At 71.3% G+C, this 21166-nt stretch carries 23 protein-coding genes and 1 pseudogene; 12 read left to right on the top strand and 12 right to left on the bottom strand.

The features are described 5' to 3' along the window. Positions 1–9: 9 nt before the first annotated feature. The 4 genes from GA0070617_RS30275 to GA0070617_RS30940 all read right to left on the bottom strand — a co-directional run bounded on the left by GA0070617_RS30275 (position 10) and on the right by GA0070617_RS30940 (position 3191). A complete protein-coding gene (locus GA0070617_RS30275; protein ID WP_139135813.1) occupies positions 10–1416 on the bottom strand; it encodes a hypothetical protein in 1407 nt (468 codons plus the stop codon). A gap of 244 nt (positions 1417–1660) precedes the next feature. Beyond that, positions 1661–2830 (bottom strand): helix-turn-helix domain-containing protein, encoded by a 1170-nt coding sequence (locus GA0070617_RS29350; RefSeq protein ID WP_175440711.1) that lies wholly within the window; start codon positions 2828–2830, stop codon positions 1661–1663. Then, positions 2827–3030, bottom strand: a complete 204-nt coding sequence (locus GA0070617_RS30945) for a hypothetical protein (protein WP_175440710.1) — start codon at positions 3028–3030, stop codon at positions 2827–2829. Before GA0070617_RS30945 ends, GA0070617_RS29350 begins: the two co-directional genes overlap by 4 nt. Next, the gene (locus GA0070617_RS30940; RefSeq protein ID WP_175440709.1) at positions 3027–3191 is read right to left on the bottom strand and encodes a hypothetical protein; all 165 of its coding nucleotides are present in this window, start codon (positions 3189–3191) and stop codon (positions 3027–3029) included. The genes GA0070617_RS30945 and GA0070617_RS30940 overlap by 4 nt, the downstream gene beginning before the upstream one ends. Before the next feature lie 542 nt (positions 3192–3733). Between GA0070617_RS30940 and GA0070617_RS29345 the strand changes: the two genes are divergently transcribed. From GA0070617_RS29345 to GA0070617_RS29335, 3 genes and pseudogenes are all read left to right on the top strand, one after another. Beyond that, the gene (locus GA0070617_RS29345; protein WP_091445625.1) at positions 3734–4264 is read left to right on the top strand and encodes a GntR family transcriptional regulator; all 531 of its coding nucleotides are present in this window, start codon (positions 3734–3736) and stop codon (positions 4262–4264) included. Between the two features lie 2 nt (positions 4265–4266). Next, positions 4267–5043, top strand: a complete 777-nt coding sequence (locus GA0070617_RS29340) for a GntR family transcriptional regulator (protein ID WP_091447781.1) — start codon at positions 4267–4269, stop codon at positions 5041–5043. Between the two features lie 18 nt (positions 5044–5061). Then, positions 5062–5193 (top strand): annotated as a pseudogene (locus tag GA0070617_RS29335) (DUF397 domain-containing protein); the annotation flags it as partial. Between the two features lie 340 nt (positions 5194–5533). On the opposite strand, the gene GA0070617_RS29330 reads toward GA0070617_RS29335, so the two are convergent. The 6 genes from GA0070617_RS29330 to GA0070617_RS29305 all read right to left on the bottom strand — a co-directional run bounded on the left by GA0070617_RS29330 (position 5534) and on the right by GA0070617_RS29305 (position 9977). Further along, positions 5534–6058 carry a DinB family protein gene (locus GA0070617_RS29330; protein WP_091445620.1) on the bottom strand — a complete coding sequence of 175 codons (525 nt, stop codon included), beginning with the start codon at positions 6056–6058 and terminating at the stop codon, positions 5534–5536. 143 nt (positions 6059–6201) lie between these two features. Next, complete coding sequence (locus GA0070617_RS29325; protein ID WP_091445618.1) at positions 6202–6924, bottom strand: CDP-alcohol phosphatidyltransferase family protein; 723 nt, start codon at positions 6922–6924, stop codon at positions 6202–6204. Further along, on the bottom strand, positions 6899–7966 hold the full coding sequence (locus GA0070617_RS29320) for an iron-containing alcohol dehydrogenase family protein (protein ID WP_091445616.1): 1068 nt from the start codon (positions 7964–7966) through the stop codon (positions 6899–6901). The genes GA0070617_RS29325 and GA0070617_RS29320 overlap by 26 nt, the downstream gene beginning before the upstream one ends. After that, on the bottom strand, positions 7954–8685 hold the full coding sequence (locus GA0070617_RS29315; protein WP_091445614.1) for a phosphocholine cytidylyltransferase family protein: 732 nt from the start codon (positions 8683–8685) through the stop codon (positions 7954–7956). Before GA0070617_RS29315 ends, GA0070617_RS29320 begins: the two co-directional genes overlap by 13 nt. Before the next feature lie 78 nt (positions 8686–8763). After that, positions 8764–9531 (bottom strand): helix-turn-helix domain-containing protein, encoded by a 768-nt coding sequence (locus tag GA0070617_RS29310; protein WP_091445612.1) that lies wholly within the window; start codon positions 9529–9531, stop codon positions 8764–8766. Continuing rightward, entirely contained in the window at positions 9528–9977 is a 450-nt protein-coding gene (locus GA0070617_RS29305; protein ID WP_091445610.1) for an NUDIX domain-containing protein, read from the bottom strand. The genes GA0070617_RS29310 and GA0070617_RS29305 overlap by 4 nt, the downstream gene beginning before the upstream one ends. A gap of 171 nt (positions 9978–10148) precedes the next feature. Between GA0070617_RS29305 and GA0070617_RS29300 the strand changes: the two genes are divergently transcribed. Both GA0070617_RS29300 and GA0070617_RS29295 read left to right on the top strand, forming a co-directional pair. Beyond that, on the top strand, positions 10149–10607 hold the full coding sequence (locus GA0070617_RS29300) for an ester cyclase (protein ID WP_091445608.1): 459 nt from the start codon (positions 10149–10151) through the stop codon (positions 10605–10607). Between the two features lie 143 nt (positions 10608–10750). Continuing rightward, entirely contained in the window at positions 10751–11866 is a 1116-nt protein-coding gene (locus tag GA0070617_RS29295; RefSeq protein WP_091445606.1) for an aminotransferase-like domain-containing protein, read from the top strand. Positions 11867–12179: 313 nt separating this feature from the next. On the opposite strand, the gene GA0070617_RS29290 is transcribed toward GA0070617_RS29295, so the two are convergent. Continuing rightward, entirely contained in the window at positions 12180–13043 is an 864-nt protein-coding gene (locus tag GA0070617_RS29290; RefSeq protein WP_091445604.1) for a hypothetical protein, read from the bottom strand. Between the two features lie 84 nt (positions 13044–13127). On the opposite strand from GA0070617_RS29290, the gene GA0070617_RS29285 reads away from it, so the two are divergent. Together GA0070617_RS29285 and GA0070617_RS29280 are read left to right on the top strand one after the other, a co-directional pair. Beyond that, on the top strand, positions 13128–13658 hold the full coding sequence (locus tag GA0070617_RS29285; protein WP_091445601.1) for a peptidylprolyl isomerase: 531 nt from the start codon (positions 13128–13130) through the stop codon (positions 13656–13658). A gap of 56 nt (positions 13659–13714) precedes the next feature. Continuing rightward, positions 13715–14626, top strand: a complete 912-nt coding sequence (locus GA0070617_RS29280) for a rhomboid family intramembrane serine protease (RefSeq protein ID WP_091445599.1) — start codon at positions 13715–13717, stop codon at positions 14624–14626. Between the two features lie 43 nt (positions 14627–14669). Here the strand turns inward: GA0070617_RS29280 and GA0070617_RS29275 are convergent, their stop codons facing one another. Continuing rightward, a complete protein-coding gene (locus tag GA0070617_RS29275; RefSeq protein WP_091445596.1) occupies positions 14670–15131 on the bottom strand; it encodes a PH domain-containing protein in 462 nt (153 codons plus the stop codon). A 114-nt stretch (positions 15132–15245) separates the two neighbouring features. Here GA0070617_RS29275 and GA0070617_RS29270 point away from each other — a divergent pair, with 114 nt between their 5' ends. The 5 genes from GA0070617_RS29270 to GA0070617_RS29250 all read left to right on the top strand — a co-directional run bounded on the left by GA0070617_RS29270 (position 15246) and on the right by GA0070617_RS29250 (position 20901). After that, entirely contained in the window at positions 15246–16418 is a 1173-nt protein-coding gene (locus GA0070617_RS29270) for a thiolase family protein (RefSeq protein WP_091445593.1), read from the top strand. A 612-nt stretch (positions 16419–17030) separates the two neighbouring features. Continuing rightward, positions 17031–18152, top strand: coding sequence for a phosphotransferase (locus GA0070617_RS29265; protein ID WP_244891693.1), 1122 nt, complete (start codon positions 17031–17033; stop codon positions 18150–18152). A gap of 78 nt (positions 18153–18230) precedes the next feature. Beyond that, complete coding sequence (locus tag GA0070617_RS29260) at positions 18231–18695, top strand: hypothetical protein (RefSeq protein WP_091445589.1); 465 nt, start codon at positions 18231–18233, stop codon at positions 18693–18695. Positions 18696–18761: 66 nt separating this feature from the next. Then, the gene (locus GA0070617_RS29255; RefSeq protein ID WP_091445587.1) at positions 18762–19454 is read left to right on the top strand and encodes a response regulator transcription factor; all 693 of its coding nucleotides are present in this window, start codon (positions 18762–18764) and stop codon (positions 19452–19454) included. After that, positions 19447–20901 (top strand): sensor histidine kinase, encoded by a 1455-nt coding sequence (locus tag GA0070617_RS29250; protein ID WP_091445585.1) that lies wholly within the window; start codon positions 19447–19449, stop codon positions 20899–20901. Before GA0070617_RS29255 ends, GA0070617_RS29250 begins: the two co-directional genes overlap by 8 nt. The last annotated feature ends 265 nt before the right edge of the window (positions 20902–21166 follow it).

Raw genomic sequence — 21166 nt, 5'->3', positions numbered from 1 at the left:
GGGACCAGCTCAGGATCGGGGGGACTGGCTCCGCCGTTCCGCCGTGTTCCGATCGGAATGCCAGGTCTTAGCAGGAGGTTCCGCGGCGCTGGAGCTGGCACCGGCACCGGCTGAGGTCATCCAGGTGTATTTCCTCATGCGGCTCCCGGCCGCGCGCGCCACCATCGAATTTGCATTCGCAACGTCGGTCGCATGTCGTTCTTTCTCCAGTTGAGCCTTTTCTTCAGGCGTAGCTTGGTTCTGCCGGTCGTGAACCCATCTTTGCAGCGTGTCGGCCGCAAGCCCGTTCTTTGCCGCGTACTCGATCACGCTTGTTCCGTGTGTGCTGTTTTCCGATGACCAGCCTGACACGTGTTTCATGCGTTCCTCGGCCGAGTAGGCCGGGCGGGCTTGAAGTTTCTTCGCCTGGTCGATGGTTGCCTGTTGTTCGGGTGTGAAGGTGACGCTGCGCCCGTGGATCCAATTATTTAGTGTATGAAATGCCAGGTCATTCCTTGCAGCGTATTCGGTCATGGTTGTTCCGCGTGCAATGCCTTCTTGTGCCCAGCTAATGGCGTGTTCGATGCGTTCCTCGGCCGAGTAGGTCCGCTGGGAGGCGGCTCGCTTCGCCTGGTTGATGGTTGCCTGTTGTTCGGGTGTGAAAGTGACGTTGCCACTCCCGTTCACCCAACTTCTCAGTGTCGCGGTCAAAATCCCGTTCTCTGCCGCGTACTCGGCCATGGTTGTTTCGTTTGCAATGCTTTCCGCTGCCCAGCCCAAGGCGTGTTTTATGCGTGCCTCGACCGGCAAGGTTCGTTCAGTGGCTTGTTTTGCCTGGTTGATCAATTCCTGCTCGGCGGGTGTGAAGATGACGCCGCTATTCTCGTAGACCCAACTTCTCAGTGTGCCGGGTGCAATGTTGTTTCTTGTGGCGTAGTCGGTGGTGGTTGTTCCGCGTGCAGTGCCTTCCTTTGCCCAGCTCACAGCGTGCTCGATGCGTTCCTCGGCCGAGTAGGTCTGCTTGGAGATAGCTCGTTTTGCCTGGTTGATCAATTCCTGCTCGGCGGGTGTGAAGGTGACACCCTTCCCGTTTATCCAATTTTTCAGAGTAGTGTTTGAAAAGCCATTCATCTCCGCGTAGGCGTTGATTGGTGTAGCCTTCTTCAGGCATTCCTTGACCCATTCTGCAACGTGTTGTTTGCGCTCTGCGGGCGAGTAGGTCTGGAGGTCTGCGACTCGTCTCGCCCGGTTGACAAGCTCCTTTTCCTCGATGGTAAAGCTGGCGCCGTTGGCGTCGTTTATCCAACTGTGCAGCGACGTGGGCGAAATATTATTTTCCCTCGCGTATGCAGTCTTCGACTTTTCCTCGGCAAGGCTGGCCTCCGCCCACGCCAGGACGTGTTCCTTCCGCTTTTCGACGCTGAACTTCTCTGGCATCTGTCAACCTTTGCTGGATCGGCTCGGAGAGCCCCGCGGCTCTCCACCTGGACGCGGCCCGCATGGCGGTGACTGCTTCGTCGTTGCCCCACGGTTGCGGTCGGATACCGTCAGCACGGATGCGAGGGGTCGTCGGTTCAACGGGAAGTGCCGAGTCTTTCGCCGGCGAGTGGCCGTCCACGTCGGCTCGTCGACACGGCCACCGGCGGCTCGAAGGACACCGATCTCGGGCCGGGCCCGACCGTCACCACGCGCCGTGCAGTCCGGCCGCTTCGGCCAGGGCCAGTAGGTGCGGGTCCGGTGCCGGCGATCTGGTCAACGTCTCGGTCAGGACGGCCAGACCGGCGGGGCGTACCCGGATCTCGGGTGGGGCGAGCCGGTCGGCGGCCCGCAGGGTCCGGGCCGCCCCGGGTGCGTCGCCGGCAGCCAGGTACGCCCCGGCCACGTCGAGCAGGTACGCGGCCCGGTGTTCGATCGGCAGGGCCGGCCACTGCGGTCGTACCGTCAGGGTTTGGTGTAGGTCGATGGCGGTGCGATGATCGCCGAGGGTGGCGGTGGCGGTGACCCGGGCCGCGTCGACCGCCGTCCGGGCGGGACCGTCCGGTTCGGTCAGGACGATGGCATCGTCGAGCAGGTCCCGGGTGGCCGACGGATCGCCGTGTTCGGCGGCGGCGAGGGCAGCCTGGACGAGCAGGGTCGCGCAGGCCGAGCGCCCGGCGGTGGTACCCGGCTCGTCGGTGAGCGGAGCGACCTGGTGGGCGGCGGTGATCGTGGTCTCGAACGCGGCCCGTTGCCGACCGGCGGCCCGCAACGCCTGACCGAACGGGGTGGCGGCGACCGCCTCCAGCAGCGGATCGTCGGTGCCGGTGGCCACGGTCAGGCCCCGGTCGGCGGCCAGCCAGGCCAACTCCGGCGCGCCGAGTTTCACCATGACCTGGGTGGTCAGCCGGTACGCCTGGACCCGCAGGTCGGCGGGGAGACAACGGTCGTGGGCGTCGTCGAGCAGGTCGGGTAGGAGCCGCAGCAGCGCCGGGTACCGGGCATGCTGGTAGACCGCGTCGGCGTGGTCGAGCCGGGTCCGGTACCCGGCAGGATCGGTCGGGGCCTGGTCGGCTGTCGTCGGCAGCAGGCCGGGGTAGCGGGTGAGCGCGGCCCGGATCGGCTCGACGTCGGCGGTGGCCTCGTCGGCGGGCCGGGGCGGGGTGGCCTCGCCCAGGAGAAGGTCCGGGTCGACGTCGAGCGCGTCGGCCACCTCCCGCAACACCGACCACTTGTCCAGCCGGCGTACCCCACGCTCGACCTTGTCGACCCACGACTTGGACTTACCGAGCCGGTCGGCGAAAACCTGCTGCGACATCTTCCGCCGCTGCCGCCAGTACGCCACCCGCCGACCGACCGGCAGACCGTCGTTCACGAGGCGACCGCTGTTCGCGTCGCCACCGCTGTTCGCGGGGCCAGGGCGGCGAGCCGTGCCCGCCACCACCGCACCTCGCGGCAGCTGGCGACCGTGTCGGCAGTGCACCGCCAGCACGGATGACCCGCCTCGTGGACGGCCACCATCCGCCGCCCCACGACCCAGAGGGCCGCCGGGTCCGTCGGCTCGTCGACGCTCACCGCCGGACCTTGCCGACGGGCACGGCCCGCGTGGTGTCATCCAGCGGGGTCCGCTCGGCCTCGGCCTGGGCGAGAATCCGCTGCCTGGCGGCCTCGTGCTCGGCGGCCTGGACCTCGGCCCCGCTCGGCCGGTCAGAATCCTTACGGGTACGTCTGATCATCACCATCCCCTTACGACTGCTGTCGTGGCGGCTGCCGCCGTGATCGGTAGCGCTCGTGCTAACGCCGTCGGTAGCGGTGCCAGGCCGCGATCCGGGAGCGCGCGAGTATGACCTCCCGGCACCAGGCGCTGGCCGTGCAGTTCGGGCAGCGGTGGTGCCGGTGGTATTCGAGGACGTACCAGGCCTGTTGGACCAGGTGGGGCGTGCGTCGGGCGGTCACGGTCAGCATCCCGCCCGGTGTTCACTCGCCAAAGTGAGCAACGGCCGCCGTGGCAGGTAGGTCACCGGCGCTTCCGACGTGCTCCTGAACGTGTGTCGGGCGGGTGTGTCCAACTTCTGTGCCATGTGCCTACGTCCCCTCGTGATCGGCGGCTCTGCGCGGCCTCGCTTCGGCGGTCCTGGTCTGCTGAGCGGTCCGGGCTGGCAAGGGCTCCCAGAACTAGGGAAACCATACTGCCGTACCAGGTAAGGCACAAGGAGGGAGGATTAGCGTTGTTGAGTAGGGCAGTAGAGTTGTTCTCGCGTTGGAGAGGAGAAGTCGGATGAGTCATCGGCAGCCGAGCAGCACGTCGGACCGCTACCTGGCCCCCGGCGGTGGCGATGCGTGGGCCAGCGAAGCCGCCTCGACGGGCAAACGGGGAACCCAGCACATCACCGCGGCACGGGAGCTTGCCGCACCACCGGAGGTGGCCGAGGCCCTGCGGCTGGCGCCGGACACGCCTGTCGTGCTCAGGCAGCGGGTGATGCTGCTGGATGGCCAGCCGGTCGAACTCACCGACTCCTACTATCCGGGCAGCATCGCCACCGGAACGCCACTGGCCGACCTCGCCAAGATCCCTGGCGGTGCCGTCACGCTGCTCGCCACGCTCGGCCACGCTCCCGGTCACGCCGTGGACGACATCACCGCGCGGCTGCCTACCCTGAGGGAGCAACATGACCTGGACATCTCCGAACAGGACCCGGTGATCGTCCTGACCCGGGTCACATTCGACACGAATGACACTCCGTTCGAGTACAGCGTCATGACGATGACTGCCGCCGGACGGCACCTCCGCTACCAGAGCAGGGCGTGATCATGCCTCGACTTGCCAAGGACCCACGTTCGCGCCACCAGCAGATCGCCGCCGACCTGCGGGCGATGATCCTCGCCAAGGACCTGTCACCGGGCAGCAAGCTGCCGAGCACCGCACAGCTTCAGCAGGAGTACGGCGTGCCCAACCAGACGGTGCAGAACGCCGTCGCCGTTCTGAAGCGGGAGGGCTACGCCGACAGCGCGCCGGGCAAGGGTGTGTTCGTTCGTGAGCGACCGCAGCACATCGTCACGCCGGCGGCCTTCATCGCTCCTCCGCCAGCCGGGCAGTCGTACCCCTGGCTCAGCGAGGCCGAGCGACGTGGCCTGAAGGGGGTGGTCGACCTGCTGAATGTCGCCGAGGTGGCCCCGCCCGCTCAGGTGCGACTGGCGTTCGACCTCGGCGAAGGTGAGGTGGCGGTACTGCGCAAGCAGCTCCTGCGACTCGACGACGAACCCGCCGAGCTGGTGCACTCCTACTACCCGGTCGACCTCGCGCGGGGGACTCCGCTTGCCGAGAAGCGGCGCATCAAGGGCGGAGCGCTGCGCGCTCTCGGTGACATGGGAATCGCACCCTACGAGTTCATCGATCAGGTGTCGACGCGCCCTCCGACCCCTGAGGAGCATGTTGCCTTGGAACTTCCGCCGGACACCTCGATCATGCGGACCTTCCGGGTCGTCTACGCCGAGGGTCGCCGCCCGATCGAGGCAACGGTGATGGTCAAGGCCGGGCACATGTACGAACTGCAGTACCACCACATCGTCGCCCCGGCCGCCGATTGATAATCCTCTTGGAGGTGCGGCGCGTGCGTCGAAGTGGCCGACCTCAGCGGCGGAGTCGCCGTCCGGGACAGCAAGGACAAGGCCGGCCCCGTCCTCGCCTTCGACGCCCAGGGTTGGCGTACCTTCGTCGACTCCCTGAGGAACAACTAGCCCCGACCAGTCACAGTCCCCCCGGCTCCCTCCCGAGAGTCGGGGCGTTGCTCTCTGCGTACCCGGAAAGGTGTAGATCTTGGACACTTACCGTCCTATTTCGACGGTAAGTGTCCAAGATCTACGGCGCGGGTTGGGGGCGGCCCTCCCTGGGCGACAAGTTGCTGGGCAGCGGGAGCCGGATGGGGCGCCAGCCGCCGAGCAGCACGTCGGTGCGGGGTGGGGGCGGAAAGATCTCGGAAGCTTTCGGCCCCCATGGGGGTATTTTCCTTCCAAGATCATTCGGGGGGGGCTCAGCGGCGGGCGGGGGGCTCAGCGGGGCGGGGAGGGCTCGGCGGGGTCAGGTGCGGGCGTGCCGGAGTAGGCGGAGCTGGCCGATCTCGGTGACGTTCTTCGTCAGCTCGGTGTTCACCCAGGCGAGCAGGTGGGCGACGGTGTGTGCGGGGTCGTTCGGCCAGGGGAAGGGCGCGGTGGCGTCGAGGTCCGCGTCGCTGAGCTGGTCCAGGACCACCAACCATTCGGTACGGAGGTTACGCAGCCACGCTACCGCCCGGTCGCCGTCACCTGGCCAGTCGATCTCGGTACGCTCCCGCGGCGCGCGGCCCCGGGAATGGTCGATGGTGACCGTCCACCACCATCCGATGTGCCAGGTCAGCCAGCCGATCGTCGGGACGGGGATCGGGTCGGGCTCGGCGTCTGCCCAGTCTGGCACCCATCGGCCGGCGGCGTCCGGGCGTACCGCCCAGAAGTGCGCGGCGGGCTCCCAGTGGAAGTCCGCCGGCTCCAGCCGGTCCAGATGGTATTCGAAGAGCGACCAGGCCAGGTCGAACTGCCAGCGGAGCAGTTCAAGACGGGATGCGGGCACCGGGCGACCCTGTCACACCGGCGGGCTCCGGGTCGACCGGAATCTGCCGACCTGGCCCCGCGGCCCAGCTGGCGTCGAGCCCAGCGGTGCGGAGGTGAGAGGGGTTCCCCGCTATACCGAAAGCGTTAACAGGGGGCCCTTCCTTACAACGAGGCGCGGGCGGAGAAGGCGATGCTGGCGAGCAGGAAACCACCGTTGACGAGCGTGAAGGCCGCGATCACCCAGAACACCAGCGCGGGCGCCAGCGCCAGCACCAGGCCGGCGGCGAAGATGACCGCGCCGTAGTCGCGGACCAGCTTGACCAGGCGTACCGGCAGCGAGGTGGAGGTGACCATGCTGGCCGCGTTCGGGCCGGACTGCATCACCGAGGTGACCAGGTTGACCATCCAGGTGCCGGCGAAGGTCGCCACCAGCCAGGTCGGGGTGTCGGGGCGCTGCGCCACGGCGGTCGCGGCCAGGGCGGCCACCAGGGCGATCTGGGCGGCCACGTCGCAGAGCACGTCGACCCGGGCGCCGGCGGGGCTGCCCTGACCGGTGACCCGGGCGAGTTGGCCGTCGGCGCAGTCCAGGGCGTACGCCACCTGCCAGCCGACCAGCGCGACCAGGCCGACCAGCCAGGCCGGCACCGAACCGTCGGCGACGGCCGGGGCGAGCGCCACCACGGTGACCGAGGTGGCCAGGCCGAGCAGCAGGTTGGTGATGGTCAGCGCGGTGGGGCGCAGGCCGAGCCGCTGGGCGACCAGGGCGAAGACCGCGCCCAGCCACTGGCTTACCGACTCGCTGAACAGGCCGCCGCCCCGGTTGACCCGGTGGAAGTCGGCGACGGTGGGACGGGACGGCTCAGCCAAGGTGGTCGCGGAGTGCACCGGCGTAGTCTGCCAGCCGCCCCCGGGTCTCGGAAGCCGGCATCGCCAGGTGTTCCAGGATGGTGTAGCGGTCCGGTCGGGTGCCCGGGGCGTACTGCACCGCCTCGACGAACTGCTCGTCGGTCAGGCCCAGCTCAGCGGGGGTGGTGGCCAGGCCGTGCCGGTGCAGGCAGCGGGCGAGTTGGCCGAAGCGTTCCAGGTCGCCGCGGAGGAAGGTGCAGAAGAGTGCGCCCAGCCCGGCCTGCTCGCCGTGTGACGAGGTGCCCGGGAAGAGCTGGTCGACGGCGTGCGAGATCTCGTGGTCGCCGCCGCTGGCCGGGCGGCTCGATCCGCAGATCGACATGGAGATGCCGCCCAGGATCAGCGCCTCGGCCAGCGTGGTCAGGAAGCCGTCGTCGCAGATCTTGCCGGGATGGTTGATCAGCGCCTCGGCGCCGGTGCGGGCCAGGGTGACCGCCAGGCCGTCGATCGGCTCGTCGCGTACCCGGTGGGCCAACTCCCAGTCGGCGCAGGCGCTGAGGTTGCTCACCGCGTCGCCGATGCCGGCCTGGGTCTGCCGGTCCGGCCCGTTCTCCACGAAGTCCAGGTCGACCATGACCGCGATCGGGATGTGCACGCCGTACGAGCCCTTGCCGCCCTCGTGGGTGAGCGAGGCCACCGGCGAGGCGATGCCGTCGTTGGCCAGGCTGGTCGCCACGGTCACCATCGGCATGCCGTACCGGGTGGCGGCGTACTTGGCGGTGTCGATGGTCCGGCCGCCGCCGATGCCCACCACCGCGTCGTAGTTGCGCCGCCGCAGCCGGTCGCCCAGCTCGTTGGCGGAGTCCAGCGAGCCGCCGGTGACCGTGAAGACGTCCGCCGAGCCCAGCGAGGGCCGGCACAGCTCGACGATCTTCTCGCCCTGCCCGGGGCCGACCACCACCGCCACGTCCCCACCGGCGGAGATCCGCCGGTCGGCCAGGAGCGGGCCCAGGTCGGCCACCGCGCCCCGGCGCACCTCGATGGCCAGGGGCGTGTTGACGGTACGGGCTAGTAGCGGCACGCGATCTCCCGGGCGCGGGCCAGGTCGTCGTGGTTGTCGACCTCGACCCAGGAGACGTCCCCGATCGGGGCCGCCCGCACCTCGCCGCCACGGTCGGCGAACTCCTGGTACCCGTCCTCGTAGTAGAGGTTCGGGTCGCGCCGCCAGGTCGCCTCCAGCGCGTCGGCCAGCGCCGAAGCCACCTGCGGCTCGATCAGGGTCGCGCCGATGTACTCCCCGTACGCCTGGCCCGGGTCCATCAGCTTGGTGATCCGGGTGAGCTGGCCGGCGGCGTCGAAGGTGGTCTTCATCTCCTCCTCGGCCAGCGGCTTGATGTTGTCGATGGCCAGCAGGATCCCCGGTCCACGCTCGGCGAGCAGGGTCTTCTCCACGCTCACCGGGTGCACGGTGTCCCCGTTGACCAGCAGTACGCCCCGGGCGAAGTGCTCCCGGGCCAGCCAGAGCGAGTAGGCGTTGTTCCACTCCTCGGCCTTGTCGTTCTGCACGAGGGTGAGCGTCACGCCGTACTTCTGTTCCAGCTCGGCCTGCCGGTCGCGGACCGCGTCGGCGGCGTAGCCGACCACGATGACGACCTCCCGGAGCCCGACCTCGGCCAGGTTGCGCAGCGCGATGTCCAGGATGGTGGTGTCACCGTCCACCGGCACCAACGCCTTGGGCAGGGTGTCGGTGTACGGCCGCAGCCGGCGTCCGGCACCGGCGGCGAGCACCATCCCGATCATGCCAACGTCCCCCCTCGTACGACTGTGGTCATCGGTGGAGGATAGCGCTGCCGCCCCCCACCCCTCGGGCCAACCGGCTCAGCCGGGCAGGGCGGCCAGGTCGGCAAGCATCGCCAGCCGCTCCTCGGCGGTCAGCACGGTGTACGGGGCGGCGGCCCGGCGGTCGGTCTCCAGCGCTATCGCCCGCTGCTCCGGGCCGGCCGGCAACGCCTCGACGCTCTGCGCGGTGTGTCCCGCCGCCGTCCAGGCCGCCGCGTGCGCGTCCGCCCGGTGGTACCGCAGCGCGCCGAGCCGGTTGAGCAGCAGCACGCCCGGCGCGGTGCCGTCCGGCTCGTACGGCGGGGCCACGGCGGTGAACGCCTCGCTCGGGCCGGTCTCCTCCTCCACCGCCACCAGGGCGTACGCCAGCAGCCGGCCCAGCGTGGTGACCAGCCGGTCCACCCGTTCGTCGTGGCCGGCCCAGAGTTCCTCGGTGACCTCGGCGTGCACCTGGTAGATCTCGGTGAGGAAGGCGGCACCGCGTTCGGTGGCGGAGAACGCGCCGTCGGCCCGGCGGTGCAGCATGCCGTGCGCCACGTGCTTGTCCAGCATCCGGGTGCAGGTGGCGGGGTCGCGGTGGCGGGTCACCCCGGCGAAGCCCGCCGCGCTGACCGTCCCGCCGGGTGCGGCGAGCCGGGTGCGGAACTCGACGAGGAAACCGGTGGCCAGCGGGCCGCCGTACCGTTGGCTCAGCTCGGCGCCGCCGCCGTCGCGGCCGGCGAGGATGCCGGCGACGACAACCCGGTCGATGGTCGGGGCGACCAGCCCCGCGAACCGGTGCGACGCCAGCTCGACCGCGTCGCTCACCGACCGATCGAGCGGAGGGCGGCGAAGGCGTCCTCGGCGATCCGCCGCATCAGCCCGTCGTTGACCTCGCGGTCCTCGTCGAGCACGGCCAGCTCGTCCTCGGTCAGCCAGCGGAACTCAGTGTGTTTGCCCACCTCCAGCCGGGGTCGGTCGAGGTCACCGTCGACCCGGATCAGGAAGTCGCTCTCCACCCGGTCCAGCCCGTCGTTACCGGTGTACCGGTAGACGCCGACCGGGCCGAGCACGTGCGACACGGTCCACCCGGTCTCCTCGGTCACCTCGCGCCGCATCGCGTCGTGGACCTCCTCGCCCGGCTCCAGATGGCCGCCGACGACGTCCCAGGTGTTGGGGAAGAGGCGTCGCTGCGGGGACCGCCGCTGGAAGAAGATGCGGCCGTCGTCGTCGACGATCAGCGCGCCGACGCAGCGTAGAGGCTCGGTGGACACCTCTCGACCCTAGCGAGCCGGCCGCCGGTTAGGCGATGGTCGCTTTCGGTCGGAGTCCGGGACACCGTCGGGCAATACGGCTTTGATCAGCCAAAACAGGTGTGAGCCGTGGATCGACGGGTAGGGATGTGGGTGGGCGCGGACGGGCCGTGGCCCGTAGGGGAGGGCGTCATGAGCCACGCGGAACGACTCGCCGGTCAGCAGTACGCGATGGTCCTGCGGCGGGACGTGGCCCGCCTGCCCGACCTCTACGCCGACGACGCCTTCTACAGCATGCCCGGGGTCACGGTACGCCCGATCGAGCTGCCGGCGTTGATGCGTACCTGGACCGGGGCCTTTCCCGACCTGCGGGTCGAGCTGACCGGGCGGGTGGAGACAGCCGGCGGGATGGCGCTGGAGCAGCGGCTCACCGGCACCCACACCGGGGTGCTGCACACTCCGCTGGGCACCATCGCCCCGACCGGCCGCACGCTGAGCTGGGACGTGGTGGACGTGGTCCGGGTCCGCCGGGGCAAGATCGCAGCCTGGCGGTCCTACTTCGACTGGGGGCAGTTCTACCTGGCCCTGGGGGTGCGGGTGAGCGGGCTGTCCCGGGGGCTGGCGCACGAGCCGCTCAGCCTCGCGGCCTGACCCTGCGGTCCGGCCCGGTCCGCCCTCCCGGTCCGGTCCGTCCGGCCGAGCGGCCGGGGCGGGTCACCCGTCCGGTGGCTCAGGATGCGGACATCGCCGTGCCGTCGACGCGCAGCCCAGGGCCGGCCGTACGCTCTGGAACCATGACCGCCGAGCAGCTGATCTCCTTCGCCCGTGGCGCTCCCTCGCTGGACATCGTCGACGTCGAGGGCCTCAAGGCCGCCGCCGTCCGCGCCTTCGACACCGACCCCGCCGGGATCACCGCGTACGGCACCTCAGTCGGGTACCCGCCCCTGCGGAAGTGGATCGCCGACAAGCACGGCGTCGCAGCCGAGCAGGTGCTGGTCACCAACGGCTCGTTGCAGGCCGACGCGTTCCTCTTCGACCACCTGGTACGCCCCGGTGACGCCGTGGTCGTCGAGCGCCCGACGTACGACCGCACCCTGCTCAACCTGCAGCAACTCGGCAGCGAGGTGCACGCGGTGACCGTCGCCCCGGACGGGCTGGACACCGCCGAGCTGCGCAAGCTGCTGGAGTCCGGGGTCCGTCCGAAGCTGGCGCACGTCATCCCGAACTACCAGAACCCGGCCGGGGTGACCCTGTCGCTGGAGAAGCGCCGGGAGCTGCTCGACCTGGCCGCGGAGTACGGCTTCACCATCTTCGAGGACGACCCGTACGCCGACATCCGGTTCCGGGGCGAGGCGCTGCCGTCGATGCTCTCCCTGGACACCCGGGGTGTGGTGGTGCACGCCTCCAGCTTCACCAAGACGGTCTGCCCCGGCGTCCGCGTCGGCTACCTGGTCGGGCCGGCCGACCTGATCGCCGACATCGCCAAGCGGGCGACCAACCTGTACATCTCGCCCGGCATGGTCTCCGAGGCGATCGTGCACCAGTTCTGCGTCTCCGGTGACATCGACCGCTCGATCGCCACCGTCTCCACCGCCCTCGGTGAGCGGGCCCGGGTGCTTGCCGAGTCGCTGCGCCGGCACATCCCGGACGCCTCGTTCGTCGAGCCCGACGGCGGCTACTTCCTCTGGGTGGAGCTGCCCGAGGACGTCGAGGTGGACGCGCTCGCGCCGGCCGCCGCCGAGCGTGGCGTCGCCGTGGTCAAGGGCAGCGACTTCGTCCAGGAGGGCGGCCGGCACGCGCTGCGGCTGGCCTTCTCGGCGGTCACCGCCGACAAGATCGAAGAAGGGGTACGGCGGCTCGCCGCAGCGGTCGCCGAGGTGCGCGGCCGGAAGAAAGTTATCGGATGGTGACCCTCAGGGGTCCCCAACCAGGTGGTCCTCTGCCCACAATGTCGCGAGCGCCATTCACGTTGTGGGCACGGTCACCCGGTCTGCCTGGGCATCCGTGCCGGTGGGTGGCGTGGTGAGCATCACCCCCGCCCCCACCGGTGTCGGGTGGGCCGGATCGCCCTCACCCCCCTGACGCGGTCCGGCCCGCCCGACACCACACCCCCACCACGGGTACGCCCGCGGCGCGCGGACGTCGTCACGTCCACGCGCCGCGGGCGGCTGGTGCGGTCGGGGCCGCCTGTCGCGGTGACCCGACCGGACAGGAGGGGGACAGTCAGTTGCGGGCCTTGCCGGCCTCGACCGCCTTGCTGATGTCGTCGGCCGGACGCCCGGTGACGTCCCGGGCACCCTCGGCCACCGACGGCACCTGGTCCGTCGGGTGCACCACCGGCTGCCGGCCCGGCTGGGTGGTGGAGGCGCTGTTGTCGCCCGCCACCGCCGAGCTGCCCGCACCGGTCGGGCCGCCGGCCACCGGGGAGTTGCTCGACGTGGTCGACGCGCCGGTCACCGTCGAGTCGATCCGCGACGCCTCGGCCAGCGGGGCGCTCGGCACCGGCGCGCCACTGGTGCGTACCTCGATGGTCTCGACCTCGTCGCGCATCGGCTCCAGGCTCTCGGTCGGGTCGTACTCGGCCCACTCCAGCTGCTCCCGGCGGCGGCGCATGGCCAACGCCCCGGCCACCCCGGCCACCGCACCGGCGGCCAGCAGCCCGGTCAGCATCGCGCCACGCCGACGGGCCGGCCTGCGGCGGCCGAGCTTCTGCTGGGCCAGGCGCACGTTCTTCGCCTTCGCCTTCTTCGTCGCCACGCCGGCCTTACGGCCCGCCTTCTTCGACGCCGAGGTGGCCTCCAGCGCACCACTGCGCGCCGCCACCGCCAGCGGCGCCAGCGTGGTCACCGTCGCACCCCAGCCGGTCGCGGCACCGTCACGCACCTTCACCGCCGCCGGCGCCACGTAGCCCCGGGCCGCCTCGACCCGGGGACCGACCGTCGCGCCGGCACCCCTGGCGGCGTACGTGGCCGCCTGCTTCAGGTGACCGACACTCTGGTTCAGCTCGGCCCTGGCCAGCTGCCCTTGGGACTTCCGCCGCCCGATTCCAAACACGGTCCCACCTCCTGGGAGTAGTTCCTCCGTCATCCTCCACCAACGGATGCCTCCGCACTGCCACATCGGGCACATGGGAGGATCCGCATGGAACTGACCAACGACTGAGGAGTACCCGTGGCCGAGGCTGTCTACGCCACCTTGCACACCAACGCTGGCCCGATCCGGCTGGAGCTCTACCCGAACCACGCGCCGAAGACCGTCCGCAACTTCGTCGACCTGGCCCAGGGAAACAAGGAGTACACCGACCCGCGGACCGGCCAGCCGGGCAACGGGCCGTTCTACGACGGCACCATCTCGCACCGCGTCATCAGCGGCTTCATGGTGCAGATGGGTGACCCGACCGGCACCGGCCGGGGCGGTCCGGGCTACAAGTTCGGTGACGAGTTTCACCCCGAGCTGCGCTTCGACCAGCCGTACCTGCTGGCCATGGCGAACGCCGGCCCCGGCACCAACGGCTCGCAGTTCTTCATCACCGTCGCGCCGACGCCGCACCTGAACAACCGGCACACCATCTTCGGCCGGGTCGCCGACGAGGACTCGGTGAAGGTCGTCGACACCATCGCCAACACCCCGACCGGCCCGAGCGACCGGCCGCTGCAGGACGTGGTCATCGAGCGCGTCACCATCGAGGGCAACCCGGCCTGAGCCGGTTTGCGAGGTACCTTTGCTCGCATGACTGAGCGCTGCCCAGGACGGGCCCGGTGAGCGAGTCCCCGCCGACCACCCCGGTCTGTTACCGGCACCCCGGTCGGGAGACGTACGTCCGGTGCGCCCGGTGTGATCGGCCGATCTGCCCGGACTGCATGCGGGACGCCGCCGTCGGGCACCAGTGCCCGGACTGCGTTCAGGAAGGTCGTCGTAGCGTACGGCCGGCGCGCACCGCCTTCGGTGGCGGGCTCGCCGGCCAGCACGGCTACGTCACCAAGACGCTCATCGCGCTGAACGTGCTGATGATGCTGGTCTCCATCGCCTCGGCGCGCGGCGGGGACGCGGCCTTCGGCGGCTCCGGCTTCGGTGGCCTGATGGGCGGCAGCACCCCGCTCACCAACTGGGGTGCCGTGCTCGGCCAGGCCGTCTTCGCCGACGGCACCATCGGCGGCATCGCCCAGGGCGACTGGTACCGCCTGCTGACCGCGATGTTCCTGCACTACGGCGTGCTGCACCTGCTGCTGAACATGTGGGCGCTCTGGGTGCTCGGCGGCTCCCTGGAGGCGGTGCTCGGTCCGGCCCGGTTCCTGGCGCTCTACCTGGTCGCCGGGCTCGGTGGCAACGTGGCCGCGTACCTGTTCAGCGCGCCGAACCAGGCCACCGCCGGTGCCTCCACCGCGATCTTCGGCCTCTTCGCCGCCATCTTCGTGATCATGCGACGGCTGGGCCGGGACACCTCGGCGATCCTGCCGATCCTGGTGATCAATCTGATCTTCACCTTCACCGTGCCGGGCATCTCCATCGCCGGCCACCTCGGTGGCCTGGTCACCGGCGCGCTGCTGGCCCTGGTGATGGCGTACGCCCCACGGTCCAACCGCACCCTGGTGCAGACCGTCGGCACCGCCGCCATCGTGATCGCCCTGCTCGCCGCCGCGGTCGTCCGCACGGTCACCCTGCTCAGCTGAGCCCGTCCCGCCGCGACCACTTGACACGACAGTGTCGGTGCGGTCAGGCGGGTGTGTCGCCGGGGTGGGGCTGGTCGGGGTGGGGCCAGGCGGCGCGCAGTTCGTCGGCCACCTCGGCGGGTGGGGCGTTCAGGTCGTAGCGCCCGAAGAGATACAGCGACTCCCCGGCGTCGATCTCCAGCAGTTCGGTGGTGAGCCCGCGCCGGGAGTGCCGATCCAGGTCGATCTGCTCGATCGCCGACCAGGGCAACCGGCGGCGGCCGGCGTACCCGACCCGGACCACCAGACCGTCGGCGTCCATGGCCAGCCGGACCGGAGCCACCAGGTCACGCAGCGCCCAGCCGGCCAACCCGGCGGCGATCAGACCGGCCAGGGCCAACCCGACCTGGTCACCGTTGTCCAGGAGCAGACCGAGCAGGACCAGACCGGCCGCCAGGGCGAACTTGATCACCGGCACCGTCGGCGGGACCCGCCACTGCCGGGTGGGGAACGTCGATGGCTGCACCCGTCCAGCATGCCAGCCGGCCGCTGGGCGAGGCTGGGCGGCGGCGTCCGGTGCTGGGAGGGGCTGGCCGGGCGACGTAGGATCGGGGTCGGCTCAGGTTACCCGGGAGTAAACATGAGTGACGCGGTCATCGTCGGCGCGGTACGTACCCCGGTCGGGCGGCGCAAGGGCGGGCTGGCCGACGTCCACCCGGTCGACCTGTCCGCGCACGTGCTGCGGGCGCTGGCCGAGCGGACCGGCATCGACCCGGCACAGGTCGACGACGTGGTCTGGGGCTGCGTGTCCCAGGTCGGCGAGCAGTCCTGGAACGTCGCCCGCAACGCGGTCCTCGCCGCCGGCTGGCCCGAATCGGTGCCCGGCACCACGCTCGACCGGCAGTGTGGCTCCAGCCAGCAGGCGCTGCACTTCGCCGCCGCCACGGTCGTCGCCGGTCAGGCCGATCTGGTGGTGGCCGGCGGGGTCGAGTCGATGACCCGGGTGCCGATGGGCTCCAGTGTCGCCGACGGCCTGCCCTTCAGCGATCAGCTCCGCGACCGGTACCGGGGTGTCGAGGGCTTCGCCGACGACCAGCCGCTGCCGTTCAACCAGGGCGTCGGGGCGGAGCTGATCGCCGCGCGGTGGCGCTTCTCCCGTACCCAGCTTGACGAATTCGCCCTGGCCAGCCACGTCCGGGCGGCGGCGGCGCAGGACGCCGGAGCGTTCGATGCGGAGCTGGCCCCGGTGCCGCTGGCCGACGGCGGCACGGTCACCGCCGACGAGGGCATCCGCCGGGACACCACGCTGGCCAGACTGGGCGAGCTGAAGACCCCGTTCCGCGCCGACGGCGTGGTCACCGCCGGGTCCGCGTCGCAGATCTCCGACGGGGCGGCGGCGCTCGCCGTGACCACCAGCGAGTGGGCCAGCCGGCACGGGCTGCGCCCGCTGGCCCGGATCCACACCGCCGTGGTCGCCGCCGACGACCCGGTCACCATGCTCACCGCCCCCATCCCGGCCACCGCGAAGGCGCTGCGCCGCGCGGGGCTGGGCATCGAGGAGATCGGGGTGTACGAGGTGAACGAGGCCTTCGCCCCGGTACCGCTTGCCTGGTTGGCCGAGACCGAGGCGGACCCGGAGCGGCTGAACCCGCGCGGCGGCGCGATCGCCCTCGGCCATCCGCTCGGCGCCTCCGGTGCCCGGATCATGACCACCATGCTGGGGCACATGCGGGACAACGGAATCCGGTACGGCCTGCAGACGATGTGCGAGGGCGGCGGCATGGCCAACGCCACCGTCGTCGAACTTCTCTGACCCCGGCGACCGAGCCGGCCTCCGCGCCGAGCGGGCGGGCTCTCGGCCCGAGCGGGCCTTTGCGACGGCAGGCTTCTGGGCCGGGCGGGTTTCGGGTCTCGGCGGTCAGGCTTTCGGGTCGGGTGGGCTTTTGGGTCTGGGCGGTTGGGCTTTCGGGTCGGGCGGGTTTCGGGTCTGGGCGGTCGGGCTTTCGGGTCGGGTGGGTTCTTGGGTCTGGGCGGTTGGGCTTTCGGGTCGGGCGGGTTTCGGGTCTGGGCGGTTGGGCCTTCGGGTCGGGCGGGTTTCGGGGCCGAGCGGTCATGATCGACTCGGTTGGGCTGATGTTGCGGGGTCCGAGGCAGATTGACACCGCCATATCGACCCAACCGAGTCGATCATGACCGAGCTAATGCCCCCTGATGTCGGCATCGCTGATCTAGGCTCCGCACCGTGACCGTGCCGCAGCCTCATGCCGTGCCGCTGCAACCGTCTGCCGTGTCGCGGGAGTCGTCCGGCGCGCCGCAGCCGCAGCTGTCTGCCGTGTCGCAGCCGCAACCCCAGCCGCAGTCGCCTGCCGTGTCGCAGCCGCAGTCGTCTGTCGTGTCGGCGCAACCGTCCGTTGGGGTGTCGGAGGTGCCGCGCGAGGCGGGTTGGTCGGACCCGGTGTGGCAGCGTGCGGCCAGGGGCTGGATCGCCGAGCAGTTGGCCCGGACCGGCCGGCGGATCACCGGCGAGGTCGAACCCCGGGTACGGCCCTGGTCGCTGGTGTGGCGGGTGCCGACCGGGAGCGGGCCGGTCTGGTTCAAGGCCAACAGCATCGGCACCCGGTACGAGGCGGGCCTGGTCGATGCGCTGAGCCGACTGGATCCTGACGCGGTGCTCACCCCGCTCGCGGTCCGGCCAGACCGGGGTTGGCTGCTCCTGCCCGACGGTGGCGAGACCCTGCGGGAGAGCACCGAACGGGACCGCCCGGCAGGCGAGCCTGCGCAGTCCGCGACCGATGAACCGGCCGAGTCGGGGGCGCAGCCGGCGGCGGCGGGGGCGGCTCCGCAGTCCGTGACCGGTGAACCGGCCGGCCCGAACGGTGGCAGGGCTGGTGGGCATGGGTTGGGCCGGTGGGAGGCGGCCCTGACCCGGTACGCGGTGCTCCAACGTGAGTCCGGCCGGCAGGTCGACGAGCTGGTGGCGCTCGGGGTGCCGGACCACCGGCCGCAGGTGTTGCCGCAGCTCTTCGCCGACCTGCTGGAGGACCGGGCGGCGTTGCTGCTCGACTCGCCTGGCGGGCCGACCGCTGAGGCGTACCAGCGGTTGCGCGGGTACCGGCCGGAGTTCGCCCGGGTGTGTGAGCGGCTGGCCGGGATCGGGCCGCCCGCCACGGTGCAGCACGACGACCTGCATGATGCCAACGTCTTCGCCACGGTCGACGGGTACCGCTTCTTCGACTGGGGGGACGCCTCGGTGGGTCACCCGTTCGGCAGCCTGTTGGTGACGCTCCGTTCGGCGGCGTACCGCTTCGGGTTGTCGGCGGGTGATCCGGCGCTGGGCCGGCTGCGCGACGCGTACCTGGAGATCTGGTCGGACCGGTACGACCGGCGGACCCTGCTGAAGGCGGCCGGGCTGGCGGTGACCACGGCCAAGGTGGGCCGGGCGCTGTCCTGGCGGCGGGCCCTGCGCACCGACGACCCGGCCCGGGGGGAGTACGCCGACGCCGTCCCCGGTTGGCTCGCCGAACTCTTCGAGCCGGAGCCGCTCTGACCACGGCCTCGGCGTGGAACTTTCACAAAGTTGGCCGTGTCCCACATCACATTGACTGGTGCCGTCGTTGTCACCTGCATGGATGTGTTCTCCCGAACGTTCCTCCCGGCCGCCGCCGAGGCCGGCCTGGCGGTGCAGACCGTCAGTCGACACATGTCGATTTTCCGCCGCTGCGTCGGCTCCGGCGACGCCACCATCCTGGTGGCCCGGTGCAGTCGCCCGGACCGCCCCGTCGCCGCCGACCACCTGCTCCTGTTGACCCACCACCGGCTGGTCGTCATCCAGCAGAGCCGGGTGCTGCACCGGCTGCGGCTGCACCTCAACAGCGAGTTGCGGGATCTGAGCAACGTCAACTGGCACGCCGATCCGAGGTCGCCCGCGATCGAGCTGGCCGTCACCGCGATCGACGGGATCCGCGAGCGGTTCGTCATCCCGGCCCACCACCCGAAGCAGCTGTGGCACCTAGACGCCCTCTTCGGTCAGGCCTTCCGGCTCCAACCACCCGGCACCCCGGCCCGGCCGGATGCCGCCGTGGCCGGCTGAGCGTCCTTACCGGATTCGAACACGTGCCGGGGACCACCGCCGGCACCGGTCGGTAATCATGAGCCGGTGACCGTCGACACGCCGCACCGCGGGCTCGTCCTGGTCGTCGAGGACGAGCCGGCCATCGCCGACCTGGTACGGCTCTACCTGAGCCGGGATGGCTACGGCGTACACCTGGAACGTGACGGTGCCGCCGGACTGGCCGCCGCCCGGCGGCTGCGTCCGGTGGCCTGTGTGCTGGACATCGCCCTGCCCGGCCTGGCCGGTACGGAGGTCTGCCGGCGGCTGCGGGAGGCCGGCGACTGGACCCCGGTCGTGTTCCTGACCGCCCGCGACGACGAGGTGGACCGGATCGTCGGCCTGGAGTTGGGTGCCGACGACTACGTGACCAAGCCGTTCAGCCCCCGCGAACTCGTCGCCCGGATCCGGGCGGTGCTGCGGCGGACCGCCGGTGGGCCCGACGGCGTGGACCGTCCCCGGGTGGTCGGCGGGGTGACCCTCGACCCGGCCCGCCGGACGGTGACCTCGGCGGGCATCCCGGTGCAGCTCACCTCCACCGAGTTCGACCTGCTCGCCCACCTGATGTCCCGGCCCGGACGGGTCTTCACCCGGGAGGAACTGCTTGCCGCCGTCTGGGGGTACGCCGCACACGCCGGCACCCGCACCGTCGACGTGCACGTCGCACAGGTACGCGCCAAACTCGGGCCGACCAGCGTGATCCGGACCCACCGGGGCGTCGGGTACGCCGCCGATGGCTGACCCGCCCGCAGCCGCGACGCCCCGCCGGTCCGGCCGGTTCACCCGTACGCTGACCACCCGCGCGGTCCTGGTCAGCTGCGCGGTGGCGTTGGTGTCGGTGCTGGTCACCGCGCTGGTCGCGGCACCGGTGGCGGTACGCGGCGCGGAACGGCGCGACCAGGAGGCGCTGGCCGACCAGGCCCGGCTCGCCGTCGACGTGCTGCGGACCCGACCACCCGACGCCGCCGGTCGACGACTGGTCGACCAACTCGCCGAACAGGACGTCACCGTCCACCTGATCGAGGCTGGCCGCGCGGACCGGCCGGGGCTGTCCCGGCAGGTCGTCAGCCGGCTCGCCGCCGGGCACGACGTCTCCGGCCGACGGCTGGTCGCCGGCGAACGGTCGTTCGTCGAAGGGCGCGCCCTGCCCGGCGGCGACGCCGTGGTGCTCACCCGGCCGACCAGCCCCGGGGTGTGGCGACGGATGGCGGGCGGCCTCTGGCTACCGCTGCTCGCCGGACTCGCCGCCGGGGTGGCCGCCGGACTGCTGCTCGCCCGCCGGCTGGCCCGGCCGATCCGTGAGGCGGCCACCGCCGCCGCCCGGCTGGGTGCCGGTGACCGTACCGTCCGGCTGTCGCCCGAGCCGCCCGAGGAGGTCGCCGAGTTGGCGTACGCGCTCAACGGGCTGGCCGCCGCGCTGGCCACCAGCGAGGGACGGCAACGGGAGTTCCTGCTCTCGGTGTCGCACGAGCTGCGTACCCCGCTGACCGCACTGCGCGGCTACGCCGAGGCGCTCGCCGACGGGGTGATCGACGGCGCGGCGGTGCCGGCGACCGGCCGCACCATGCTGGCCGAGGCCCGGCACCTGGACCGGCTGGTCAGCGACCTGTTGGCGCTGGCCCGGCTGGAGGCCGCCGACTTCCCGCTGGAACCGGTACCGGTCGACCTGGCCGGCCTGGTCGCCGACATCGGCCGGAACTGGGCCGACCGGTACGCGGCGGCCGGCGTACCCCTGCGGATCGACCTGCCGCCACCGGCCGAGGGGCTGTCGGCCGAGGACGGACCGGTCGGTGTCGTGTCCGCGTACACCGATCCGGGCCGGATCCGGCAGGTGGTGGACGGCCTGCTGGAGAACGCCTTGCGGGTGGTCCCGCCGGGAGCCCCGGTGGTGGTCGCGGTCCGTCCGGCCGGGGCGTCCGCGACCGACGGCTCTGCGGCCGGGGCGTCCGCGACCGACGGCGGCGTCATCGAGGTACGCGACGGCGGACCCGGCTTCACCGAGGACGACCTGGCGGTGGCCTTCGAACGGGGTGAGCTGCACCGACGCTACCGAGGGGTACGCAAGGTGGGCAGCGGCCTCGGGCTGGCCCTGGCCGCCGGCCTGGTCCGCCGCCTCGGCGGCGACATCACCGCCGGCCACGCCCCCGAAGGCGGCGCCGCCTTCACCGTAACCCTCCCCAGCCGGTAAGGAAGGGCCCCCTGTTAACGCATTTGGTAGAGCGGGGTACCCCTCTCACCATCGCCGGCTGGGCAGCGGCCAACACGTGCCGGCCGACGGGCGTCAGCACGTGCCGGTCGGCGGCCAGCACGTGCCGGTCGGCGGGAGTCAGCATGTGCCGGCCCACGGGAGTGAGCGCGTGCCGGTCGGCGGGTGTCAGCACGTGGGCGGCCGGCGGGCGTGAGCATGTGCCGGCGGACTTCGGTGGCGGGAGCCGGCGAGCGCTGGTGGTGCG

The organism is Micromonospora yangpuensis, from assembly GCF_900091615.1.
In the GTDB taxonomy this organism is placed as follows: Bacteria; Actinomycetota; Actinomycetes; order Mycobacteriales; family Micromonosporaceae; genus Micromonospora; species Micromonospora yangpuensis.
Note: the sequence above shows the minus strand (reverse complement) of the source record. Positions and strands in the feature narration are given on the sequence as shown.